The organism is Erwinia psychrophila (genome assembly GCF_039023475.1).
Classification (GTDB): domain Bacteria; phylum Pseudomonadota; class Gammaproteobacteria; order Enterobacterales; family Enterobacteriaceae; genus Erwinia.
The window spans coordinates 38,657-61,446 of record NZ_JBCHVB010000008.1 but is presented as its reverse complement, the minus strand read 5'-3'; the positions used below and the strand labels follow the sequence as shown (position 1 = coordinate 61,446).

The following is a 22,790-nucleotide window of genomic DNA, read 5'->3' as shown; positions in this document are numbered from 1 at the left end:
ATGCATTTCGGAAGGTTCCCGTTCCGAAACTGAATGAGTATCAACAGAGTAGTCGGCCCTGCCGACAGCTGGTGCTGGAGAAGAGAAACAGATGTCTGACGATCGCGAACCCATTGGGCGAAAAGGCAAACAGCCCAAACCCCCGCGCAGAACGGCGGGCCGAGGGCGCCGCAGGGAAGACAATAATGATAAATTTGAGCATGTTCAGGACGATGACCATGAGAACGAGGAGGTAACACCGGTGCCACGTAAAGGAAAAGGGCGTTCGCCACGTAAAAAAAGAGGCTGGCTGAGCCTGCTGCTTAAGCTGCTGCTGGTCTTTATCGTGGCGATGGCCGCGTACGGGGTTTACCTCGACTCGCAGATCCGCAGCCGCATCGATGGCAAAGTCTGGCAGCTGCCGGCGACGGTTTATGGCCGCATGGTCAACCTTGAGCCGGGCATGTCCTGGAACAAGAAAGAGATGATCGCGCTGCTGGAAGGGACGCAGTACCGTGAAGTGACGCGGATGACCCGGCCGGGCGAGTTCACCGTCAAGGGCAACAGCATTGAAATGATCCGTCGTCCCTTCGACTTTCCGGACAGCAAAGAGGGGCAGATTCGCGCCCGCCTGAGCTTCAGCAACGATACGCTTTCTGAAATCAAGAATCTGGACAGCGGCCGTGATTTTGGCTTTTTCCGCCTCGATCCGCGGCTGATTACCATGCTGCAATCGCCAAACGGTGAGCAGCGCCTGTTCGTACCGCGCGCCGGTTTCCCGGATCTGCTGGTGGATACGCTGATTGCTACCGAGGATCGGCACTTTTACACCCATGATGGCGTCAGCCTTTACTCTATTGGCCGCGCTTTCCTCGCCAATATCACCGCAGGCCGGGCGGTGCAGGGCGGCAGTACGCTGACCCAGCAGCTGGTAAAAAACCTGTTTCTGACCAACGAGCGCTCGCTGTGGCGTAAGGCCAATGAAGCCTATATGGCGTTGATTATGGACGCCCGCTACAGCAAGGATCGCATCCTGGAACTCTACCTGAACGAGGTTTATCTCGGTCAGGCAGGCAACGATGAGATCCGCGGTTTCCCACTGGCAAGCCTCTACTACTTTGGCCGTCCGGTCGATGAGCTGAGCCTCGATCAACAGGCGCTGCTGGTAGGTATGGTGAAAGGCGCCTCGCTCTATAACCCGTGGCGCAATCCCAAGCTCTCGCTTGAGCGACGCAACCTGGTGTTACGCCTGCTGCAACAGCAGAAGGTCATTGACCAGGAGCTGTATGACATGCTCAGCGCACGTCCGCTGGGCGTACAGCCGAAGGGCGGGGTGATTACGCCGCAGCCCGCGTTTATGGAGATGGTGCGTAACGAGCTTCAGGCGAAACTGGGTGACAAGGTTAAGGATCTTTCCGGAGTGAAAATCTTCACTACGCTGGATCCCGTCTCTCAGGATGCGGCGGAGAAATCCGTTGAGGATGGCATTCCGACGCTGCGTAAACAGCGCGGCCTGAAAGATCTGGAAACCGCCATGGTGATCGTCGACCGCTTCAGCGGCGAAGTGCGGGCGATGGTCGGCGGCGCCGATCCGCAGTTTGCGGGCTATAACCGTGCGCTGCAGGCGCGTCGCTCGATAGGCTCCCTGGCGAAACCGGCCACCTATCTGACCGCGCTCAGCCAGCCGGATACCTACCGTCTTAACAGCTGGATAGCGGATAAGCCCATCGCGCTTAAGCAGCCGAACGGCAAGGTCTGGAAACCGCAGAATGACGATCGTCGCTTCAGCGGGCAGGTGATGCTGGTGGACGCGCTGACGCATTCGATGAATGTGCCAACGGTGAATCTGGGCATGACGCTGGGCCTGCCGCAAATTGTGGATACCTGGAGCAAGCTTGGCGTGCCGAAGGCCCAGATTCAGCCGGTGCCTGCGATGCTGCTGGGGGCGCTTAACCTGACGCCGATCGAAGTGGCGCAGGCGTTCCAGACCATCGCCAGCGGCGGTAACCGGGCCACGCTTTCCGCGCTGCGCTCGGTGATTGCTGAAGATGGCACCGTGCTCTACCAGAGCTTCCCTCAGGCTGAACGCGCCGTGCCCGCTCAGGCCGCCTACCTGACGCTCTACACCATGCAGCAGGTGGCTAAGCAAGGTACGGCTCACGCGCTGGGCGCACGTTTCCCGGAAGCGCACCTGGCAGGGAAAACCGGTACGACCAATAACCTGGTGGACAGCTGGTTTGCCGGCATTGATGGTAAAGAGGTGGCGATCACCTGGGTAGGCCGCGACAACAATCAGCCGACCAAGCTGTACGGTTCCAGCGGTGCGATGCAGATCTACCGTCGCTATCTGGATAATCAGGCGCCGATGCCGCTGATGCCGACGCCGCCGGAGGATATTGCCTCCATGAACGTCGATTCCGCCGGGAATTTTGTCTGCGGAACGGACAGCACCAGCTGGCGCACTCTGCCCGTCTGGACGCTTGATGCGAATGCGCTTTGCCAGCAGCAGGCGCAGCAGCAGCAACAGCAGCTGGATCAGCTGCTTGAGCAGCAGCAACAGCAGGGCGGCCAGCCACAGCAGCAGCAACAGCAGGGCGGCCAGCCACAGCAGCAGCAACAGCAACAGCCGCAAGGCGAGCAGAAGGATAGCGACGGCGTGGCGGGCTGGATTAAAGATATGTTTGGCAAGTAGTTAATTTCTGTCCCTCAGCCGGCTCATGATGAGCCGGCTGAGGTTCTTGATAAAGTGCCGGCTCCGGGAACAGGGCCTGCTCGTAAAGACGCAAAAAGCATCGTCCCTGATAGCCCGGCCCGCGCCGTCCATGGCGCGGGACGCTTTACTCCCAGTCCCTGTTCCCCGAGCTTTACCTTTGTCAGCAGTCTGAGCCAGCTTTTTTTTGCCTGCGATTTCCCTCAACAAACAGGGTAACCGCTTGACATAAATGGCTTTCATGCAACAAGCCGATCACCGTTCAATTTCTTTACGATCACATCAGATTATTCCGCGGGAAAACGGTGTAAATGCCGGGATTTCCGCTTGCGGTGCTTCCTCCGTTTCGCATATTATCGCTGCGTTATAATAATAATTCTCGTTTACGTTTACATCTCATCAATTTTATTCAGAGAAATGCAAATGGCTACTGAGTCCTTGTTCCGCTTCTCCTTACCAGTGAATACCGCCAGATGTCGGCTGGCCGTTCTTATTGCGATGACGCTCTCCACCTCCGCTTTTGCCGCCGGTGAAGAGACCATTGTCGTTGATGCTACTGCCGTCGCACCTGAGCAGGAAAGCGCCTGGGGCCCCGCGCCGACTATTGCGGCCAAACGCAGCGCGACCGGCACCAAAACCGATACGCCAATCGAAAAAAATCCACAGTCGGTATCGGTGGTGACGCAGGAAGAGATGGCGCTGCACCAGGTCAGCTCGGTCAAAAGCGCATTTAACTATGCGCCGGGCGTGCTGACCGGTAACCGCGGAAGCTCTGATGTTATTGATGCGCTTTCAATTCGCGGCTTCAGCGAAACCAATACCAATCAGTACCTGGATGGCCTGAAGCTTCAGGGGGATAACTACTCTGAATTTGCGATTGATCCTTACTTCCTGGAGCGTGCCGAGCTGCTGCGTGGTCCAGCCTCGGTGCTGTATGGTAAAAGCAATCCGGGCGGCGTAGTTGTGCTGGTCAGCAAGCGCCCGACGACCGAAACGCTACGCGAAGTCCAGTTTCAGATGGGCACCGACAACCTGTTCTCTACCGGCTTTGATTTTGGCGGCGCGATAGATGACGATGGCGTTTACAGCTACCGGCTAACGGGGAAAGCCCGTGACCAGGATGCTCAGCAGGATATGCAGAAAGAAAAGCGCTACACCATTGCGCCTTCCTTCAGCTGGCAGCCAGATGCTAATACCAATTTCACCCTGTTAACCTACTTCCAGAACGAGCCGCAAACGGGCTATTACGGCTGGCTGCCGCGTCAGGGAACGGTGGTGCCGATCGTTGATGCCAACGGTCAGCAGCACAAGCTGGGTACGGATTTTGATGAGGGTGAAGGCAGCAATAAGATCGCCCGTAATACCAAAATGATCGGCTACAGCTTCTCCCACAGATTTAATGATACCTGGGCCGTCAGGCAGAATCTGCGCTATGCGGATCTCCGTACCGACTACCGCAGCATTTATGGCAATGGTTTCGATACTTCTACCAACTCCATTACCCGTGGCTATGCTGTTTCTGAAGAGACGCTGAATCAGTTCGCTCTGGATAACCAGGCTCAGGCAAATTTTGCCACGGGCGAGGTTGACCATACGCTTCTGCTTGGCGTGGACTATCAGCGCACCCGCAATGATATTAATGCCGGTTTTGGCTCAGCGACGCCGCTGAGCGCGTTGAATCCTCAGTACGGTAGCGATGAGATGGTCCCAGGATCGCTTTTCCCCTATCAGTATCTGAACAAACAGGAACAAACGGGCCTGTACGCGCAGGATCAGATGGAGTGGAACCAGTGGGTAATGACGCTGGGCGCACGTTACGACTATTCAATGACGTCGGCGTTTAGCCGCACTACGGACAGCGAAATCAAAGGCCACGATCAGGCCTTTACCTGGCGGGGTGGCCTTAACTACGTCTTTGATAACGGCGTAGCGCCTTACTTCAGCTACAGCGAGTCGTTTATTCCTACTGCCGGTACGACAAGTGAAGGGAATACATTCGATCCTTCCCGCGCCAAACAGTATGAAGCCGGGGTGAAGTATGTTCCGCACGATCGTCCCATCGTAATTACCGGTGCGGTTTATCAGCTGACCAAAACCAAAAACCTGACGGCCAATCCGGACAATATCCTCTTTAGCGTGCAAGGGGGCGAAATCCGCTCCCGCGGCGTGGAGCTGGAGGCGAAGGCGGCGCTCAACGCCAACGTTAATCTGACCGCGTCTTACACCTATACGGATGCGGAATATACTCACGATACGCTTCTGAAAGGTAAAACGCCGGTACAGGTGCCAAAAAATATGGCTTCCCTGTGGACGGACTACACCTTCAATGAAACGGCGCTGTCCGGTTTAACGCTGGGCGCGGGCGTACGCTACGTCGGCGAGAGTAAAGGTCAGTACAGTACGGGCGACAATATTAATCAGAACTTTGACGTGGCTGGCTATACCACCGTTGATGCGCTGGTGAAATACGATCTGACCCGCTTTGGCCTGCCAGGCTCTTCGGTGGGGGTTAATGTGAATAACCTTCTCGACCGGGAGTACGTGGCCAGCTGCTATCGCGAGTATGCCTGCTACTGGGGCGCAGAGCGCCAGGTTGTCGCGACGGCCACCTTCCGCTTCTAATCTTTACATCCGGGCGCGGCTCGCCGCGCCCACCAATCAGAAGACCGCTATGTCTCATCTGCACGCTACCGAAACGACTTTTTCGCTCGATAAGACGACCTTTACCGTCCCCGGCAGAACGCTTCTTCAGCCGCTGTCGCTCACTTTTCCTGCCGGTAAAATCTGCGGGCTGATAGGGCATAACGGTTCGGGAAAATCGACGCTGCTTAAGCTGCTGGGCCGTCATCACGCCGCCTCGGGCGGACGGGTTTTGCTGAACGGTACGGAAGTCTCTACGTGGAACAGTAAAGCGTTTGCCCGTGAGGTTGCCTACCTGCCGCAGCAGCTGCCGCCCGCCGAGGGAATGACGGTACGCGAACTGGTGGCGATGGGGCGCTATCCCTGGCATGGCGCGCTGGGGCGCTACGGCATCTCCGATCGTGAGCGGGTGGAAGAAGCTATTGCGCTGGTTGGTCTGAAACCCTTAGCGCAGCGGCTGGTGGACAGCCTTTCCGGCGGCGAACGTCAGCGCGCCTGGATAGCGATGCTGGTGGCGCAGAACAGCCGCTGCCTGCTGCTGGATGAGCCGACCTCCGCGCTGGACATTGCGCATCAGGTTGAGGTACTGGCGCTGATCCAGCGGCTCAGCCGCGAGCGGGGCCTGACGGTGATTGCCATCTTACATGACATCAACATTGCAGCCCGCTACTGCGACACTCTTGTTGCGCTTCGCGAGGGCAGTATGATCGCTCAGGGCGACGCGCAGGCCATTATGCAGCCCGAGGTACTCGATCGCATCTACGGTATCCCGATGGGGATCTTACCTCACCCTAACGGCGGTGCGCCGGTGAGCTTTGTTTACTGAAGGATTGACCTTTTCATGCCGGATTATCTTCGCCGCCGCCTGTTAATGGCGATGGCTTTCTCTCCTCTGCTGCCGGTCCTGCGCAGCCAGGCCGCTCAGGGCGTGGATATCAACCGCATCATTACGCTGGAGTGGCTGCCCACGGAGCTGCTGATGGCCTTAGGCGTCGCGCCGATGGGTGCTGCCGAACTCTATAACTATCAGATGTGGGTAGGTGAGCCGAAGCTGCCCGCCTCGACGGTAGATGTCGGGCTGCGTACCGAACCTAATCTGGAGTTGATGATCCAGATGAAACCCTCGCTAATCCTTTACTCCTCAGGCTACGGTCCTTCCCGCGATAAAATTGCCAGAGTCGCACCGGCCCAGGGCTTTCCTTTCAGCGATGAAAACGGTAAGCCGCTCACAATGGCGCGCAAGTCGCTGATAGAGCTGGGTGAACTGATTGGGCGCGAACCACAGGCGAAAGCGCATCTCGCAGAATACGACAATTATGTGGCGGCAACCAGGGCCCGCCTGGCCTCCCGTTCAAAAAGGCCGCTGCTGCTGATGACGGTCCTCGACACACGTCACGCCCTGGTATTTGGCAAGGGCAGTCTGTTCCTGGAAGTCATGGAAGCACTGGGGATTGAAAATGCCTGGCAGGGAGAAACTAACTTCTGGGGAAGCGCGGTGATTGGCATTGAAAGGTTGATAACAATGGATGATGTTGATGTCCTTTGTTTTGATCACGGTGATTCAGGGATTACGCAGCAGGTGACCTCATCGGCGCTCTGGCTGGCGATGCCCTTTGTGCGCAAAAACCGTTTTCAACGCGTTCCTCAGGTCTGGTTCTACGGGGGAACGCTGTCGGCTATGCGCTTCTGTCGTATGCTGGACAGCGCGCTGGGGGCGAAATGAAAACCTCCTATCGTTTTTCCGCCGGTTTGCTGATCCTGCTCTTTTTGCTGTCGCTGAGCCTGACCTTGTGGAATTTCAGCCAGCACCTGCCGCGCAGCCAGTGGTTTTCCTCGCTGATGTCGCCAGACATTAATAATGTCGACCAGATGGTCTTTCACTACAGTTTGCTGCCTCGCCTGGCGTTATCGCTGCTGGTGGGTGCCGGACTCGGGCTGGCCGGACTGCTTTTTCAACAGGTACTGCGCAATCCGCTGGCGGAACCCTCTACGCTCGGTGTGGCGACCGGCGCGCAGCTCGGTTTGACGATCGTCACGCTCTGGAGCCTGCCGGGCGGGCTGGTCACGCAGCAGATAGCGGCGATGAGCGGCGCCATGCTGGTCGGACTGATCGTCTTTGGCATCGCGTGGGGCAAGCGCCTTTCGCCGGTTACCCTGATTCTGGCCGGGCTGGTGCTGTCGCTCTACTGTGGTGCGGTCAACCAGCTGCTGGGGCTGTTTAATCACGAACGGCTGCAAAGTATGTTTCTGTGGAGCACCGGCACGCTCAACCAGATGGACTGGAGCAACGTCAGCTTTCTCTGGCCTAAGCTGCTGGTCTGCCTGGCGCTGGCGCTGCTGATGCTGCGCCCGATGATGCTGATGGGGCTGGACGACGGGGTGGCGAAAAACCTCGGGCTGGCGCTTTCGGCGGCGCGGCTGGGCGTGCTGGTGCTGGCGATCTTTCTCAGCGCACAGCTGGTGAACGCGGCCGGCATTATCGGTTTTATCGGCCTGTTTGCACCGCTGCTGGCAAAAATGCTGGGAGCGAGAAGGTTGCTGAGCCGTCTGCTGCTGGCCCCGCTGATTGGCATGCTGCTGCTCTGGCTGGCGGATCAGGTAGTGATCTGGCTGACGGATAACTGGCGAGAAATTTCCACCGGGACGGCGACGGCGATTATCGGCGCACCACTGCTGCTCTGGCTGCTGCCGCGCCTGCGCACTGGCGGAACGCCACCTGCGATGAATGCCGGAGACAACGTCCCCGTCGAGCGGCACCGCGTGCTGCTGTGGGCGCTGCTGGGCGGCGCGCTGTTGCTGATCCTGAGCGTCGTGGCGCTGAGCTTTGGCCGCGATGCGCACGGCTGGCAGTGGGCGACAGGCGAGCTGTGGCATCAGCTTCTGCCGTGGCGTATGCCCCGGCTGGTCGCGGCCGTGATGACCGGTATGATGCTTGGCGTGGCGGGCTGTATGATCCAGCGTCTCACCGGCAATCCGATGGCCAGCCCCGAAGTGCTGGGCATCAGCTCCGGGGCGGCATTTGGCGTGGTGATCATGCTGTTTCTCGTGCCCGGTGACGCCTTTGGCTGGCTGCTGCCGGCGGGAAGTCTTGGCGCGGCAATTACGCTGCTGATTATTACCGTGGTAGGGGGCAGGGGCGGCTTTTCACCGGAACGGATGCTGCTGGCAGGGATGGCGCTGAGCACCGCCTTTACCACGCTGCTGCTGCTGTTCCTCGCCAGCGGCGATCCGCGCATGGCGAATCTGATGACCTGGATTTCGGGATCGACCTATAACGTTGATGCTGCGCAGGCCTGGCGCACGGTGATCATTGCCGTTGTCCTGATAGCGCTGGTGCCCTTCTGCCGTCGCTGGCTGACGGTGCTGCCGCTCGGCGGTGAAACGGCCCGCTCGCTTGGCATGGCGCTGAAGCCGTCCCGGATGACGCTGCTGCTGCTGGCCGCGACGCTGACGGCGGCCGCCACGCTGACGATTGGCCCGCTGAGCTTTATTGGTCTGATGGCGCCGCATATTGCCCGTATGACCGGCTTCAGACGCACCGTTCCGCAACTGCTGATGGCGGCGCTGATGGGGGGAGGGCTGATGGCGCTGGCGGACTGGTGTGGCAGGATGGTCGCCTTCCCGAATCAGATCCCGGCCGGCCTGCTGGCAACCTTTATCGGCGCGCCTTACTTCGTCTATTTACTGCGGAAAGTCTGATTCGCCCTCAACGCTGAGGCGCTTAAGATTCTCTTAATCTTCTTTTGTCACACTCTCCTGAAATTATCAGGAGAGTGCCATGAAATATCTGAACGCCCGACCCCTTAGTGAGTACGTTGCCTTACTGTTCAGCCTCACCACGCTGTTCATTTTTCTGCATATCTGGTTTACCACCTGAGGCACCGTCAGGACTGAAGACTATCCGTGCCCGGCAGCCTGCCCGGCGCGGACGGTTTTCGAGGAAAAACTGGGCGTGATGTAACTGAACGATGCGGGTGACAATACTCAGCCCCAGTCCGATCCCTCCATAGCGCTGGTCCATGCGGACAAAGGCTTTGCTCAGCTCTCCGCTTTTGCTTTCATCAATGCCCGGACCTTCATCGTCGACGAGCAGCACAGGCTGGGGGGACGCCTCTACCAGGATACTGACTGCCGAACCTTCCGGACTGTAACGGTGTGCATTCTCCACCAGGTTACGTAACAGTACCTGGATCAGGGTAGCTTCACTACGCAGCGTCACATCGCTATTCAGTCTGAGAACAAGCCGCTGCTGGCGCTGCATCAGCATGGTTTCCAGTTCATTCTGCATCGGCAGGATAACGTCATGGACTAACGATACCTGTTGATAGTTTCCTGAGGTGAAGCTTTGTCCGGTGCGGGCCAGCTGGAGCAGCTGCGAAATACTGTTGGTCATCTGATCGAGACGCTGAATGAGCGGCGTCACGCTTATCGCATGTTTACGTTCAATCAGCTCCAGGTGGAGCCGCAGACCCGCCAGCGGGGTGCGCAGTTCGTGCGCCACGTCGGCGGTAAAAAGACGCTCACGTGCGAGGCTTGTCGTTAAGCGCGCAACCAGTTGATTAACGGCCTGGGTGACGGCGTCGATTTCCTGCACGGAGCTGTGATACTCCACCGGTGCCAGATTATCTTCGGCACGGTTCTCCAGCTGTTTTTGTAACGCCGATAAGGGCCGGGTTATCCACTTAACGGCCTGCAAACAGAGCACCAGCGCCAGCACGATCATCACAATGCTCGGTACCGCCAGGCTGGCGACGGCTTCGTGGATCTCATTATTAATATGCCGGGTCTGGTTATGGTTATGCAGGCTGGCATCAACCAGCAGCTGAATCTGCTCTTTGCTTTCATGCCAGAGCCACACCACGCTGATGACCTGACAAAAAAACAGGATCAAACCGATCACCAGCAGCAGGCGAAAGCGCAGCGTGTTGTGCTGCCATCGCCATCCCGGAACAGGCCTCATGGCGTCTCACCTTTATCCTCAGGTCTGGCCAGAGCATAACCAAAACCCCGCAGGGTACGGATGGTGGATTTGCCAATTTTCTCCCGCAAATTATGAATATGCACTTCCAGCGTATTGGTTAAGGGCTCCGTATCCCAGTTATAGATATCGCTGTAGAGCACTTCACGGTGGACAGGCTGCCCCGCTTTCAGCATCAGCCGCGAGAGAAGCGCAAACTCTTTCGGCGTCAGCTCCAGCAAGTTACCGGCAAGATGTATCTGACGGTGGGTTAAATCCAGCACCAGGCTGCCAACCTCCACCTTGTTGTCACCCTGATTAACATGGCGCCGGATGAGCGCCCGGATGCGGGCAAGTAACTCATCCAGTGAGAACGGTTTGATCAGATAATCGTCGCCCCCGGCATCAAGTCCCGCAATACGTTCCGCAATCGTATCGCGGGCAGTAAGGATCAGGACCGGCTGCATTTTTTTCTGCCGCCGCAGGCGTAATAGAAAGTGAAGTCCATCCTCATCAGGTAGCCCCAGATCGAGGATCAGCAGGCTGTAGAGGCCCGATATCAGGTTCGCTTCCGCCTCCCGGACGCTGGTCGCCGTATCACAGACATAGCCTTCGCCCTCCAGCGCCAGAACCAGGCCCTGCAATAAAAGAGCATCGTCTTCCACAACCAATATTTTCATCAGGATGAACTCCGGCATGTCGTCAGGATATCATCGGCAGGTTTGTATTGCCGGGTCTCTACACCCGCTAATCCAAGCATGGTTGAGAAAAGGTTATCCTGCGAAAAAGCTCTGGATACCGCCAGTTTATTAAGGCAATCCATCTTAACCGCATATTGCTTCTGATAGTCCGGGGATAACCAGATCAGCATGGGAATATGCTTCTGCTGATCCGGGGCGATCGCATAGGGCAGACCATGCAAATATGCGCCATTTTCACCTAAGGACTCACCATGATCGGAAAGGTAGACCAGATTGCTGGTGAACCTGTCCTGATGTTTTTTCAGAATGCCAATGGCTTTATCAACAATATAATCGACATAGAGAACAGTATTGTCATAAGTATTTACCAACTGCTGCTGTGAACAGGTCTGAATCTGGTTGGTTTCACAGTCAGGCGTATACTTTTTAAATTGAGAAGGGTAGCGGTGAGAATACGTTGGGCCGTGGCTGCCGATGGTGTGCAGCACAATCACACCGTTGCCTTTTAGCCGGTCGATATAGTCTTCCAGCCCGTGGAACAGAACCTCATCGTAGCACTCACCATTAATGCACATGCCCGGCAGGTTAAGATCCGTCATATTCTGATGGGGAACCCGATCGCAGGCGCCTTTACATCCGCCATCGTTCTCATTCCATAATACGCTGATGCCCGCGCGCTGCATGATATCCAGTAAACCTTCCCGATGGCTGGCCAGCTCGTCATTATAGTCTCTGCGCGGCATGCCTGAGAACATGCAGGGAACCGAGACCGCCGTCGAAGTGCCGCAGGAATGGGTGTTGGGAAAATAAATCACACGATCTTTTTCCAGCAGAGGATTGGTCTGACGCGAGTAGCCCGAGAGGGAAAAGTCAGCCGCCCGGGAGGTTTCCCCAACAATCAGGATGGTCAGGTGCTGTTTATGATCTGCGGGTTGTGCGGGAGCTTGTCTGGCATCTTCACCCATTTTTATCAGCGGCAGGTTAGCCAGCCGGTGATGTGAATAATAAGACCAGGAGGCGGCAATGCTGTTGGACGGATTAAGCGCTTTGACCAGCTCTTTATTATTGCGAAATAGCGAAGCGTAATCTTTATAAAACAGCAGCGCGACGAAAAGAATCAACGCCACGCCGAGCGTTATGCTGCCTGCGCGGACGAGCACTCCTCTCACCACAGAAGCGTTTTTGTTAATCCTTATCCAGAAAGCCAGCATGACAGCCAGCACGCCGGAGAAGAGCAGGCTGAGCACAAACTGCGGCGTCAGCAAGGCAAAGGATTCTGCGGCGGTCGTATCGAGCATGTTGGCGATCATCGATCTGTCCATCACGATGCCAAAGGTAAGAATAAAATATTGCGTGGCGGCGGAAATAAGCAGGAGGATGGCAAGGGTGAACCGCTCAAGCCAGATGAGAGAGGCGAGCGTCAGAACAATATGGATAACGCTGAATATCACCAGCGGCATCGAAAGAAAAACAAATATATTGTGGATGGAAGTCAGTGGCATCACGGCCAGAACCTGACGGTAGTAGGCAAGGTTGAGAAAAATAGCGATATAAGCAGCAAAGAGGGTAATAAAAGAGAGCCGGCTCAGCGCCGGCCTCCTGATAAAAGGCAGCTGTGGCATTTCAAAACAATCCGGTGACCTGTGTTGGCCGTGAGGCTAACAGGGCAACATTAGGATAACCTTAAGGCCCTTAAGGTTGCCCGTTTATGCCCCTCCTCACTGCGGTTCCGGAGAGTGTGACGTCGGCCACGGCTACAGGTGTTGCCGTTATGCCAGCTTCGCGAAGCTGCGGCGTGCCGCGTCAACGGTGTGCTGAATATCCTCAGCGGTATGCGCCAGCGACATAAAGCCCGCTTCAAAGGCGGAAGGGGCCAGATAGACGCCCTCTTCCAGCATCAGGTGGAAGAATTTCCGGAAGCGGTCGACATCACACGCCTTCACGTCCTGGTAGCTGGTGACCGTTTCGGCGCTGGTGAAGAACAGGCCAAACATGCCGCCAACGTGATTCACTACCAGCGGAATATTCGCTTCTTTCGCGGCGTGGAGCAGGCCTTCAGCCAGCTGGTCGGTCAGAGCCGTCAGGGTGGCGTGCGTGCCGGGTTTGGCGATTTCGCTCAGGCAGGCAAAGCCCGCCGCCATCGCAATCGGGTTACCGGAAAGCGTCCCCGCCTGATAGACAGGGCCGGTTGGCGCCAGCGCTTCCATCACCTCGCGACGACCACCGAATGCGCCCACCGGCATACCGCCACCGATAATTTTCCCCAGACAGGTCAGGTCAGGAACCACGCCGTAGTGCGCCTGCGCGCCGGCCAGTGCCACGCGGAAGCCGGTCATCACTTCATCAATAATAAACAGCGCGCCGAACTCATCGCAGAGCGCCCGCAGGCCCGGCAGGAAGTCAGGCTGCGGAGGGATGCAGTTCATGTTTCCGGCAACGGGCTCAACGATGATGCAGGCGATTTCATGCGGATACTGCTCAAAGGCGGCGCGAACGGAATCGAGATCGTTATAGGTGCAGGTTAACGTATGTTTGGCGAAGTCTGCCGGGACGCCGGGAGAGTCCGGCTGACCCAGCGTGAGCGCGCCGGAACCCGCTTTCACCAGCAGACAGTCGGCATGACCGTGATAGCAGCCCTCAAACTTGATGATTTTATCCCGGCCGGTAAAGCCACGCGCCAGGCGGATGGCGCTCATGGTCGCTTCGGTTCCGGAGTTCACCATGCGCACCATATCCATCGTCGGCACCAGTTCGGTGACCAGCGCCGCCATTTTGACTTCCATCTCGGTTGGCGCACCAAAGCTCAGTCCGCGCCCGACGGCTTCAATCACCGCTTCACGAATGGCGGGGTGGTTATGCCCCAGCACCATCGGCCCCCAGGAGCCGACGTAATCCACGTAAGCTTTGCCGTCAGCGTCATACAGCCAGGCGCCGTTCGCCCGTTCAATAAAGAGCGGCACACCGCCAACGCCGGTAAAGGCGCGCACCGGCGAATTAACGCCGCCGGGAATTAGTTGTTGCGCCTGAGTGTAGAGATTTTCAGACTTGCTCATGGTTCCGCTCCTGAGGATGCATTAAAAAAACCTCACTATTCTATGTGAACATGCCGTCCGGGTGAAAGGTAAGTCGCGCCTCTGGCGCAGTTGCTGTTGAATTTTCACGAGACATGACGAGCGGGGAGAGTAGTATACGGGGTTATCTTTCTCTGATACTGAAAGGATTATGAGCGGAAACGGTGCCTCTTCGGAACAATTAAAGGTCGTCCCGGCGCGACGTGGCGACTTCCTTCGTCTGCTTTTACGGCGCGACAAAACCCCTGTTGCAGTCCTGATCATGGCCGGGATCGTCGGCGCGCTGGCCGGGCTGGTCGGCGTGGCGTTTGAGAAAGCGGTGAACTTCATCAGCAGCCAGCGGCTGACGATACTCTCTGCGGTGGATGATTACTGGGTGCTGGCCTTTCCTCTGGCCTTTCTGCTCTCCGCCCTGCTGGCGGTGGTGGGCTATTATCTGGTGCAGCGCTTTGCCCCTGAGGCGTCAGGTTCAGGCATACCTGAAATTGAAGGCGCGCTTGAGGAGCTGCGCCCGGTACGCTGGTGGCGGGTAATCCCCGTTAAGTTTATCGGCGGAATGGGCACCCTGGGTGCGGGCATGGTGCTGGGCCGTGAAGGGCCGACGGTGCAGCTCGGCGGTAATATTGGCCGCATGGTGCTGGATATCTTCCGGATGAAAAGCGCGGAAGCGCGCCATTCGCTGCTGGCGACCGGGGCTGCCGCGGGCCTTTCCGCCGCCTTTAACGCGCCGCTTGCCGGGATCCTCTTTATTATCGAGGAGATGCGTTTACAGTTTCGCTTCAACGTTATCTCCATCAAGGCCGTGTTTATCGGCGTTATTATGTCGAGCATCGTCTTTCGCATCTTCAACGGTGAAGGGGCCGTGATCGACGTCGGTAAGCTGGTCGATGCGCCCGTTGAAACGCTCTGGCTCTATCTGCTGCTGGGCATGCTTTTCGGCATTGTGGGCGTGCTGTTTAACAGGCTGATCTTCAGAACCCAGGATCTCTTCCAGCGCTTCCACGGCGGCAATATGAAAAAGATCCTGATTATGGGAGCCGTGCTGGGAGGTGTGTGCGGGGTGCTGGGCCTTATTGAACCGGAGGCGGCAGGCGGTGGCTTCAGCCTGATCCCCATCGCGGCGGCGGGCAATTATACCGTGGGTATGCTGCTGTTTATTTTTATCACCCGCATTATCACCACACTGCTCTGTTTTGCCTCGGGAGCGCCCGGCGGCATCTTCGCCCCGATGCTGGCGCTCGGGACGCTGCTGGGCACCGCTTTCGGCATGGCCAGCGCGTCGCTGTTTCCCGAATACCATCTCCAGGCGGGCACCTTTGCCATAGCGGGGATGGGCGCGCTGTTTGCGGCGTCGGTCAGGGCGCCTCTGACGGGCATCGTGCTGGTACTGGAGATGACCGACAATTATCAGCTGATTTTGCCGATGATTATTACCTGCCTCGGCGCAACCCTGCTGGCCCAGTTCCTGGGCGGAACGCCGCTCTATTCCACGCTGCTCTCCCGCGTGCTGGCGAAGCAGCAAAAGAAAGAGGATGAGGCAGTGGCCGCACAGAGTGCCACGTACGCATCAGCAAAACCGGCGGATACTTGATTGCTATACTTGTGTATTAGATAATGGTGCAAATGATGGTCGAATTATGACCTGTAGGCGATCGGCCTGAATGCATACTGAGGTGTTAAATGAGTGACGATATAGCTCTGCCCCTGCAATTTACTGAAGCAGCGGCCAGTAAAGTCAAAAATCTGATTTCAGATGAGGAAAATCCCGATCTGAAACTGCGCGTCTATATCACCGGCGGTGGCTGTAGCGGCTTCCAGTACGGTTTTACCTTTGATGATAAGGTAAACGATGGCGACATGACGATTGAGAAAGCGGGCGTGGCGCTGGTTGTCGACCCGATGAGCCTGCAATATCTGGTGGGCGGTTCGGTGGACTATACCGAAGGTCTGGAGGGATCGCGTTTTATCGTTACCAACCCGAATGCGAAAACTACCTGCGGCTGTGGCTCTTCGTTCAGTATCTGAGTTATCGCCCCGGCGCGTTCGCTGCCGGGGCGCCTTTTACCACTCTACCGTGACTAATTTAATCTTCTTCCTTACGCCCTCGCCGGGCGAAATAAGCGTACGTGTAATCCGGGGCTGAGCGGCGCGCTGTTTGCCGCAGTCAGCGGTGGGTAAGGATGCTGGTGTGGTACTTTGCCCGTCAATGTGACATTGCGAGTAAATGGTCAGTTTGACCCCTATGCTGCCCGTTGTTGAGGCCGCGCAGGCATGACCTGCCATCACCAGGCCAAGGGCCAGATAAACGGCTTTCATTTTTTAAAATCCTGGTGTGCAAAAGGGGTTGCCCCAAATCGGACAGCGTGAATACCTGCTCCGCTGCCTCGTTATATAATTAACGTCACTTTTCGCCGGAACTTTAACCCTATTCTTCGGTTTTACGACGGGCGGTTAGCGGTCTGGGTGAAGCTCACGGCATAGCTGCTGCGCTGCCAGCAGAATGCGCGGGCCGGGGCGGCTGAACCAGTCTTCTTTAATGGCGATAACCGGAATTTTCAGCTGGGGCTGCCAGAACGCCTTCACGGCAGAAATGCGCGCGGCATCGCCTCCCGTGACGATTAGCGCCGGATTGCGCAGTAAAACCTGCTCGCGGCTTACCTGCGGCCAGGGCACCGGGCTGTCGGCAAAGATATTTTCGCCGCCGCACAGCTTGAGGATCTGGTTCTGCAGCGTGTCGCCTGAGGCGGTAAAAAGAGGGCGCTGTCCGAACTGCAGGAAAACGGCTTTATGCGACGCGCCATCATAACGTTTATGCAGCGCGGCAAGCTGCTGCTCCAGCTTCACCGCCGCCTGCTCTGCCTGCTGCGGAGCGGGACTCCAGGCCTTCAGCATGCGCAGCGCGGCGGCGACTTGTGCAACGGTGGTCGGCTCTATCCACTCAACTCTCAGACCAAACGCCCTGAGCTGTTCGACCTGACGCCGCGGATTGCCGTCCCGCCAGGCGAGAACCAGGTCAGGTTTCAGGGCAATGATGCGCTCGACATTAATCCCCTGCCAGTTAGCCACCTGCTCAATGCTGGCGGCTTCGGCAGGGAAATCAGAGTAAGCGCTAACGCCAACCGGCGTGATGCCGGCGGCAAACGCCATCTCGGTCAGGCTGGGCGCCAGGGCAATAACCCGTGGCGCGCCAAAAGCCGCAGTGCCGGTGCAGAGCAGCAGCAGGAATAAGGCAAAACGCTTAGCCACGATCGGCCAGCTGCGTCAGCAGCGCTTCCACCATCAGCGAGGATTGCGCCGCAGCAACGGTAAGGAATTCATCGAAGCTCAGGTGGGATTCCTGGTCCGCCACGTCCGAAATCGCGCGAACCACCACAAAAGGGGTACCAAACTGGTGGCAGACATGGGCAATAGCCGTCGCTTCCATCTCCACGCCGATCGCCTGCGGGAAAGCCGTGCGGATGCGTGCCAGCGGCTCAGCGCCGTTGATAAAGGCGTCGCCGCTGACCACCAGGCCACGTACCGCGTTCAGGCCCAGCTGACTGATGCAGCGCTCCGCCGCGTCGATCAGCGCCGCGTCGGCGGTAAAGGCCGCGGGGCAACCTGCCATCTGACCGGGCTCATAGCCAAATGCGGTCACATCCGCGTCGTGATAGCGCACTTCATCAGAGACGACAATATCGCCCACCTTCAGGGTCGGCGCCAGCCCACCCGCCGAGCCGGTGTTGATGATAAAGTCAGGTTTACACAGCTCCAGCAGCAGCGTTGTGCCCATCGCCGCAGAAACTTTACCGATTCCGGATTTCAGCAGCGCGACCTCCACGCCGTTCAGGGTGCCGGCATAAATTTCGCAGCCCGCCAGGGTCAGCGTCTGGCGGTTTTCAATTTTGTCACGCAGCAGTGTGACTTCCTGTTCCATTGCACCAATAATGCCTGCTTTCATAGAGATACTCGCTAATGTTGTGGAATTTGCCTGGCCTTCTGGCGCATAGTCTATCATGGCAGCATAAGGGACATAATCGGCAAAACGTGCAGGGACAGCAATCAGGCCGGAAAACGGGAAGCAGGCATGAACGACATCGACTTCAGGAAAAAGATCAATTATCAGCGCCGTTTTAACCCTCAGCAGGGGCAGAAGGACGAGCATGAAATTCTGCGCATCTTTGAAAGCGATCGTGGGCGCATCATCAACTCAGCGGCGATAAGGCGACTGCAGCAGAAAACGCAGGTTTTTCCGCTTGAGCGCAACGCCGCAGTACGCTCCCGGCTGACCCATTCTCTGGAAGTGCAGCAGGTCGGGCGCTATATCGCCAAGGAAGTACTGACGAGGCTGAAAGAGCAAGGGCTGCTGGAAAGCTACGGGCTGACGCAGCTGACCGGGCCCTTTGAGAGCATCGTTGAAATGGCCTGCCTGATGCATGATATCGGCAATCCACCTTTCGGGCATTTTGGCGAGTCGGCGATCAATGACTGGTTTACACAGCGGCTGGATGCGAACCGCAGCCCCTCATCCGCGCGTGCTGACCGCTGCGAACCTGAGGCACTACAGTATCAGGAGGATGGTCTTAACGGGCTGCGCGAAAAAATTCGTCAGGATCTGTCCCACTTTGAAGGCAATGCCCAGGCGATACGGATGGTGCACAGCCTTTTGAAAATGAATCTGACCTGGGCGCAGGTCGGCTGCATCTTAAAATACACCCGCCCGGCCTGGTTTAGCGGCAAGCTTCCGGAAACGCATAATTATCTGATGAAAAAGCCCGGTTATTATCTGGCTGAGGAAGAATACGTTGGCCGGCTGCGTAAAGAGTTAGATCTTCAGCCCCACTGTCGCTTCCCTCTCACCTATATTATGGAAGCCGCCGATGATATTTCTTATTGCGTGGCGGATTTAGAAGATGCGGTAGAGAAAAAGATATTTACCGTCGAACAGCTGTACGAGCATTTATATGCGCTCTGGCCCGAACATCGGGCTAATGACTTATTCAGCCTGGTGGTTACAAACGCGCTGGAAAAATCCCGCAGTCAGCAATTAAGCCGCAGCAGTGAAGATCAGTTCTTTATGTATCTGCGGGTGAATACGGTCGCCAGACTGGTGCCTCACGCGGCGGCGCGCTTTATTGATAATTTGCCGGCGGTCTTTCGCGGCGAGTTTAACGAAGCCCTGCTGGAAGATGGCAGCGCGCAGAACAAGCTGCTGGAAGTGTTCAAGAAAGTCGCCTTCAGCCACGTCTTTAACCATCCTGATGTCGAACAGCTGGAGCTGCAGGGGTATCGGGTCATCAGCGGCCTGCTGGATATTTATCAGCCGCTGCTGGCGCTCACGCAGCAGGAATTCAGTGAGCTGGTCGCGAAGGATTATTTAAAAGACTATCCCATTGAGACCCGCCTTTTTCATAAACTTTCCACGCGCTTTCGTCTGGCTTATAGTGAAGCGGTAGGGCGGCTGGATAGCCGTTCAAAGGATGTGTCCGTCTGGGAGTACTATTATCGTGCCCGCATGCTACAGGATTATGTAAGCGGCATGACCGATTTGTACGCGTGGGATGAGTATCGTCGTCTGATGGCGGTAGAATAACGCAATACGGCGCGTGAGTTTTGTAAAGAGAGCCAATAAATTTTTACCTTTAATTGAAACTCTGTCATGAACTTCGCGTTAAAAGATTACTCTCATCATCACGACCACAGCAATGGTTGCATACTTGGACAAATAGAGAAACAGACGCATGAAAAAAACACTTTTAGCAAGCGCGTTGGCTCTGAGCCTGGGAATGGCTATGAACCCGCTTATCGCCACCGCCGCAGAAACCGCTTCTTCCTCTACCCAGCAGCTGCCGAGCCTGGCACCGATGCTGGAGAAAGTCATGCCTTCGGTAGTGAGCATTAACGTTGAGGGCAGTACGACCGTCAGTACGCCTCGCCTGCCGCAGCAGTTTCAGCAGTTTTTCGGTGATAATTCACCATTCTGTCAGGATGGTTCGCCTTTCCAGAACTCACCAATGTGCTCCGCCGGGCCGGGAGAGGGTCAGGGTGGACAGCAGGAAAAATTCCGTGCGCTGGGATCGGGCGTGGTGATTGATGCTGAAAAAGGCTACGTCGTAACCAATAATCACGTGGTCGACAACGCCACCAAAATCCAGGTTCAGCTGAGCGATGGCCGTAAATATGATGCGAAAGTGATCGGAAAAGATCCCCGCTCCGATATCGCGCTTATTCAGCTAAAAGAGGCGAAAAACCTGACGGCAATTAAGATGGCCGACTCTGATGAAATCAAGGTAGGGGATTATACCGTCGCTATCGGTAACCCGTACGGCCTTGGCGAGACGGTGACTTCCGGTATCGTATCGGCGCTGGGACGCAGCGGGCTGAATGTGGAAAATTACGAAAACTTTATCCAGACCGATGCCGCTATTAACCGCGGCAACTCCGGCGGCGCGCTGGTTAACCTGAACGGTGAGCTGATCGGGATCAACACGGCGATCCTGGCACCGGACGGCGGGAATATCGGTATCGGCTTCGCCATTCCAGCCAACATGGTTAAAAACCTGACCGCTCAGATGGTGGAATTTGGCCAGGTGAAACGCGGCGAGCTGGGTATTATGGGCACCGAGCTGAACTCTGAACTGGCGAAAGCGATGAAAGTGGATGCCCAGCGCGGCGCTTTTGTCAGCCAGGTGCTGCCGAAGTCCTCCGCCGCAAAAGCGGGCGTGAAGGCGGGCGACGTGGTGGTTTCCATCAATGGTAAAGCGATCTCCAGCTTTGCCGCGCTGCGCGCCCAGGTCGGCTCCCTGCCGGTGGGCACCAAAATGACCCTGGGTCTGATCCGCGACGGCAAACCGCTGACGGTCAACGTTGAGCTTCAGCAGAGCAGCCAGAGTAAAGTCGATTCCGGCAATATCTATACCGGTATTGAGGGCGCGGACCTGAGCAACTATGACGCGAAAGGCGTCAAAGGCGTGAAGGTGGATAGCGTCAAGCCGGGCTCCTCAGCGGCGCGAGTAGGGCTTAAAAAGGACGATATTATCCTGGGCGTAAACCAGCAGGCGGTGGCTAACCTGGGTGAGCTGCGCAAGGTGCTTGATGCGAAACCGTCAGTCCTGGCGCTGAATATCCAGCGTGGTGACAGCACAATCTATCTGTTGATGCAGTAAGCCTTTACGGGAGCCGGCGGTCGTCGGCTCCCCGTTTCCGTCCTGCGGTTTTTTTTGTTCCGTTCGTTCCTCTTAACTGCCGGCGTCCTCTCTTCTGACCGCTTCACGATAAGTCATTCCGCTTAATATCATCTCTACCCGCTTCTCTGGCAGCAAATAGCGCGAGTCGTTTCCGGTATAACAGATGACGCCTTACTCCGTGTTTGATAACGGTTTTCAAGCCATCTGCCCATACCCTGAGTACTCAGAGTTTGTGAGCTTCCCCGCAAATTTCACGCCTTAATCCCGGCTTAGTGCAAATGCACAATGCCACGCCGCCGTGCGCCAGTTATGCTGAATTCACGACGCTTTCAGGAGTAGTGAATGGCCAGTTATCATCTCGAAGCCCGCCTGGCGCAGGAGATTGTTGCCCGCACGATGCAAATTATTGACAGCAATGTCAACGTGATGGATGCGCGTGGCCGTATTATCGGCAGCGGCGACCGCGAGCGTATTGGTGAAATGCACGAAGGGGCTTTGCTGGCGCTGTCACAGGCCCGCGTGGTGGATATCGATGAAGCGGTGGCGAAGCATCTGCACGGCGTACGGCCCGGCATTAATCTTCCGATGCGTATCGACGGTAATATCGTCGGCGTTATCGGTCTGACCGGCGAACCGGACGCCCTGCGTCAATATGGCGAGCTGGTCTGCATGACCGCGGAGATGATGCTGGAGCAGGCACGCCTGCTGAATATGCTGGCTCAGGACAGCCGCCTGCGCGAGGAGCTGGTACTTAACCTGATCCGCAGCGACACCCTTTCACCAGCGCTGGTGGAGTGGGCGCAGCGGCTACGCATCGATCTTAATCAGCCACGCGTTGTCGCGGTCGTGGAGGTGGAGAGCGGCCAGCTGGGGGTGGAAAGCGCGATGTCGGAGCTGCAGCAGCTGCAGACCCTGCTGCTGACGCCAGACAGGGATAACCTGATTGCCATTGTCTCCCTGACCGAAATGGTGGTGCTTAAACCGGCGCTGAGCGCGCAGGGACGGTTTGATGCAGAAGATCACCGCAAGCGCGTCGATCTGCTGCAGTCCAGGATGAAAGAGAGCGGACACCTGCGTATGCGCATCGCGCTCGGCAACTATTTTACCGGACCGGGCAGCATTGCGCGTTCCTACCGCACCGCCCGCACCACGATGGATGTGGGCAAGCAGCGCATGCCGGAGCAGCGCAGCTATTTCTATCAGGATCTGGTGCTGCCGGTGCTGCTGGACAGCCTGCGGGGAGGCTGGCAGGCGAATGAGCTGTCGAGACCGCTGCTGAAGCTGAAAGCCATGGATAATAACGGCCTGCTGCGGCGCACGCTGATCGCCTGGTTCAGCCACAACGTGCAGCCCTCTGCCACCGCAAAAGCGCTCTACATTCACCGCAATACGCTGGAGTACCGCCTGAACCGCATCTCCGAACTGACCGGGCTTAACCTGAGTAATTTCGACGATCGTCTGCTGCTCTATGTGGCGCTACAGCTTGATGAGGAGGCATAACGATCTGGGCCGCGCGGCGCGCTGGTGGAGAGGGAGAGTGCGGTTACAGCATGTGATACATCTCAA

Annotated in this window: 17 protein-coding genes; 10 read left to right on the top strand and 7 right to left on the bottom strand. The window is 57.0% G+C overall.

Annotation, left to right across the window (positions count from 1 at the left end):
* Positions 1-91 precede the first annotated feature (91 nt).
* The 5 genes from mrcB (at position 92) to fhuB (ending at position 9,028) form a co-directional block, all read left to right on the top strand.
* Complete coding sequence (mrcB, locus tag AAH446_RS17130) at positions 92-2,671, top strand: bifunctional glycosyl transferase/transpeptidase (RefSeq protein WP_342907886.1); 2,580 nt, start codon at positions 92-94, stop codon at positions 2,669-2,671.
* Positions 2,672-3,112: 441 nt separating this feature from the next.
* Positions 3,113-5,311 carry a ferrichrome porin FhuA gene (gene fhuA / locus AAH446_RS17125; RefSeq protein WP_342907885.1) on the top strand — a complete coding sequence of 733 codons (2,199 nt, stop codon included), beginning with the start codon at positions 3,113-3,115 and terminating at the stop codon, positions 5,309-5,311.
* A 49-nt stretch (positions 5,312-5,360) separates the two neighbouring features.
* A complete protein-coding gene (fhuC, locus tag AAH446_RS17120; RefSeq protein ID WP_342907884.1) occupies positions 5,361-6,155 on the top strand; it encodes a Fe3+-hydroxamate ABC transporter ATP-binding protein FhuC in 795 nt (264 codons plus the stop codon).
* Positions 6,156-6,170: 15 nt separating this feature from the next.
* Positions 6,171-7,052 carry a Fe(3+)-hydroxamate ABC transporter substrate-binding protein FhuD gene (fhuD, locus tag AAH446_RS17115; RefSeq protein ID WP_342907883.1) on the top strand — a complete coding sequence of 294 codons (882 nt, stop codon included), beginning with the start codon at positions 6,171-6,173 and terminating at the stop codon, positions 7,050-7,052.
* Entirely contained in the window at positions 7,049-9,028 is a 1,980-nt protein-coding gene (gene fhuB, locus AAH446_RS17110; protein WP_342907882.1) for a Fe(3+)-hydroxamate ABC transporter permease FhuB, read from the top strand. The genes fhuD and fhuB overlap by 4 nt, the downstream gene beginning before the upstream one ends.
* Positions 9,029-9,149: 121 nt before the next feature.
* On the opposite strand, the gene pmrB is transcribed toward fhuB, so the two are convergent.
* The 4 genes from pmrB to hemL all read right to left on the bottom strand — a co-directional run bounded on the left by pmrB (position 9,150) and on the right by hemL (position 14,040).
* Positions 9,150-10,289: a two-component system sensor histidine kinase PmrB gene (gene pmrB, locus AAH446_RS17105; RefSeq protein ID WP_342907881.1), complete on the bottom strand. Its 1,140-nt coding sequence runs from the start codon at positions 10,287-10,289 to the stop codon at positions 9,150-9,152.
* Positions 10,286-10,966 (bottom strand): two-component system response regulator PmrA, encoded by a 681-nt coding sequence (pmrA, locus tag AAH446_RS17100; RefSeq protein WP_342907880.1) that lies wholly within the window; start codon positions 10,964-10,966, stop codon positions 10,286-10,288. The genes pmrB and pmrA overlap by 4 nt, the downstream gene beginning before the upstream one ends.
* A complete protein-coding gene (eptA, locus tag AAH446_RS17095; RefSeq protein WP_342907879.1) occupies positions 10,966-12,609 on the bottom strand; it encodes a phosphoethanolamine transferase EptA in 1,644 nt (547 codons plus the stop codon). Before eptA ends, pmrA begins: the two co-directional genes overlap by 1 nt.
* 147 nt (positions 12,610-12,756) lie before the next feature.
* On the bottom strand, positions 12,757-14,040 hold the full coding sequence (gene hemL, locus AAH446_RS17090; protein ID WP_342907878.1) for a glutamate-1-semialdehyde 2,1-aminomutase: 1,284 nt from the start codon (positions 14,038-14,040) through the stop codon (positions 12,757-12,759).
* A 169-nt stretch (positions 14,041-14,209) separates the two neighbouring features.
* Between hemL and clcA the strand changes: the two genes are divergently transcribed.
* Positions 14,210-15,649: a H(+)/Cl(-) exchange transporter ClcA gene (gene clcA, locus AAH446_RS17085; protein WP_342907877.1), complete on the top strand. Its 1,440-nt coding sequence runs from the start codon at positions 14,210-14,212 to the stop codon at positions 15,647-15,649.
* An 89-nt stretch (positions 15,650-15,738) separates the two neighbouring features.
* Complete coding sequence (gene erpA, locus AAH446_RS17080; RefSeq protein WP_342907876.1) at positions 15,739-16,083, top strand: iron-sulfur cluster insertion protein ErpA; 345 nt, start codon at positions 15,739-15,741, stop codon at positions 16,081-16,083.
* Positions 16,084-16,119: 36 nt separating this feature from the next.
* Here erpA and AAH446_RS17075 read toward each other — a convergent pair whose 3' ends face one another.
* The 3 genes from AAH446_RS17075 to mtnN all read right to left on the bottom strand — a co-directional run bounded on the left by AAH446_RS17075 (position 16,120) and on the right by mtnN (position 17,998).
* Positions 16,120-16,374, bottom strand: a complete 255-nt coding sequence (locus tag AAH446_RS17075; RefSeq protein ID WP_342907875.1) for a hypothetical protein — start codon at positions 16,372-16,374, stop codon at positions 16,120-16,122.
* Between the two features lie 135 nt (positions 16,375-16,509).
* Positions 16,510-17,304: a vitamin B12 ABC transporter substrate-binding protein BtuF gene (btuF, locus tag AAH446_RS17070; protein WP_342907874.1), complete on the bottom strand. Its 795-nt coding sequence runs from the start codon at positions 17,302-17,304 to the stop codon at positions 16,510-16,512.
* Positions 17,297-17,998 carry a 5'-methylthioadenosine/S-adenosylhomocysteine nucleosidase gene (mtnN, locus tag AAH446_RS17065; RefSeq protein WP_342907873.1) on the bottom strand — a complete coding sequence of 234 codons (702 nt, stop codon included), beginning with the start codon at positions 17,996-17,998 and terminating at the stop codon, positions 17,297-17,299. Before mtnN ends, btuF begins: the two co-directional genes overlap by 8 nt.
* A gap of 126 nt (positions 17,999-18,124) precedes the next feature.
* On the opposite strand from mtnN, the gene dgt reads away from it, so the two are divergent.
* The 3 genes from dgt (at position 18,125) to AAH446_RS17050 (ending at position 22,724) form a co-directional block, all read left to right on the top strand.
* Complete coding sequence (gene dgt / locus AAH446_RS17060) at positions 18,125-19,630, top strand: dGTPase (protein ID WP_342907872.1); 1,506 nt, start codon at positions 18,125-18,127, stop codon at positions 19,628-19,630.
* Positions 19,631-19,778: 148 nt separating this feature from the next.
* Positions 19,779-21,203 carry a serine endoprotease DegP gene (gene degP, locus AAH446_RS17055; RefSeq protein ID WP_342907871.1) on the top strand — a complete coding sequence of 475 codons (1,425 nt, stop codon included), beginning with the start codon at positions 19,779-19,781 and terminating at the stop codon, positions 21,201-21,203.
* A gap of 363 nt (positions 21,204-21,566) precedes the next feature.
* Complete coding sequence (locus AAH446_RS17050) at positions 21,567-22,724, top strand: CdaR family transcriptional regulator (protein ID WP_342907870.1); 1,158 nt, start codon at positions 21,567-21,569, stop codon at positions 22,722-22,724.
* The last annotated feature ends 66 nt before the right edge of the window (positions 22,725-22,790 follow it).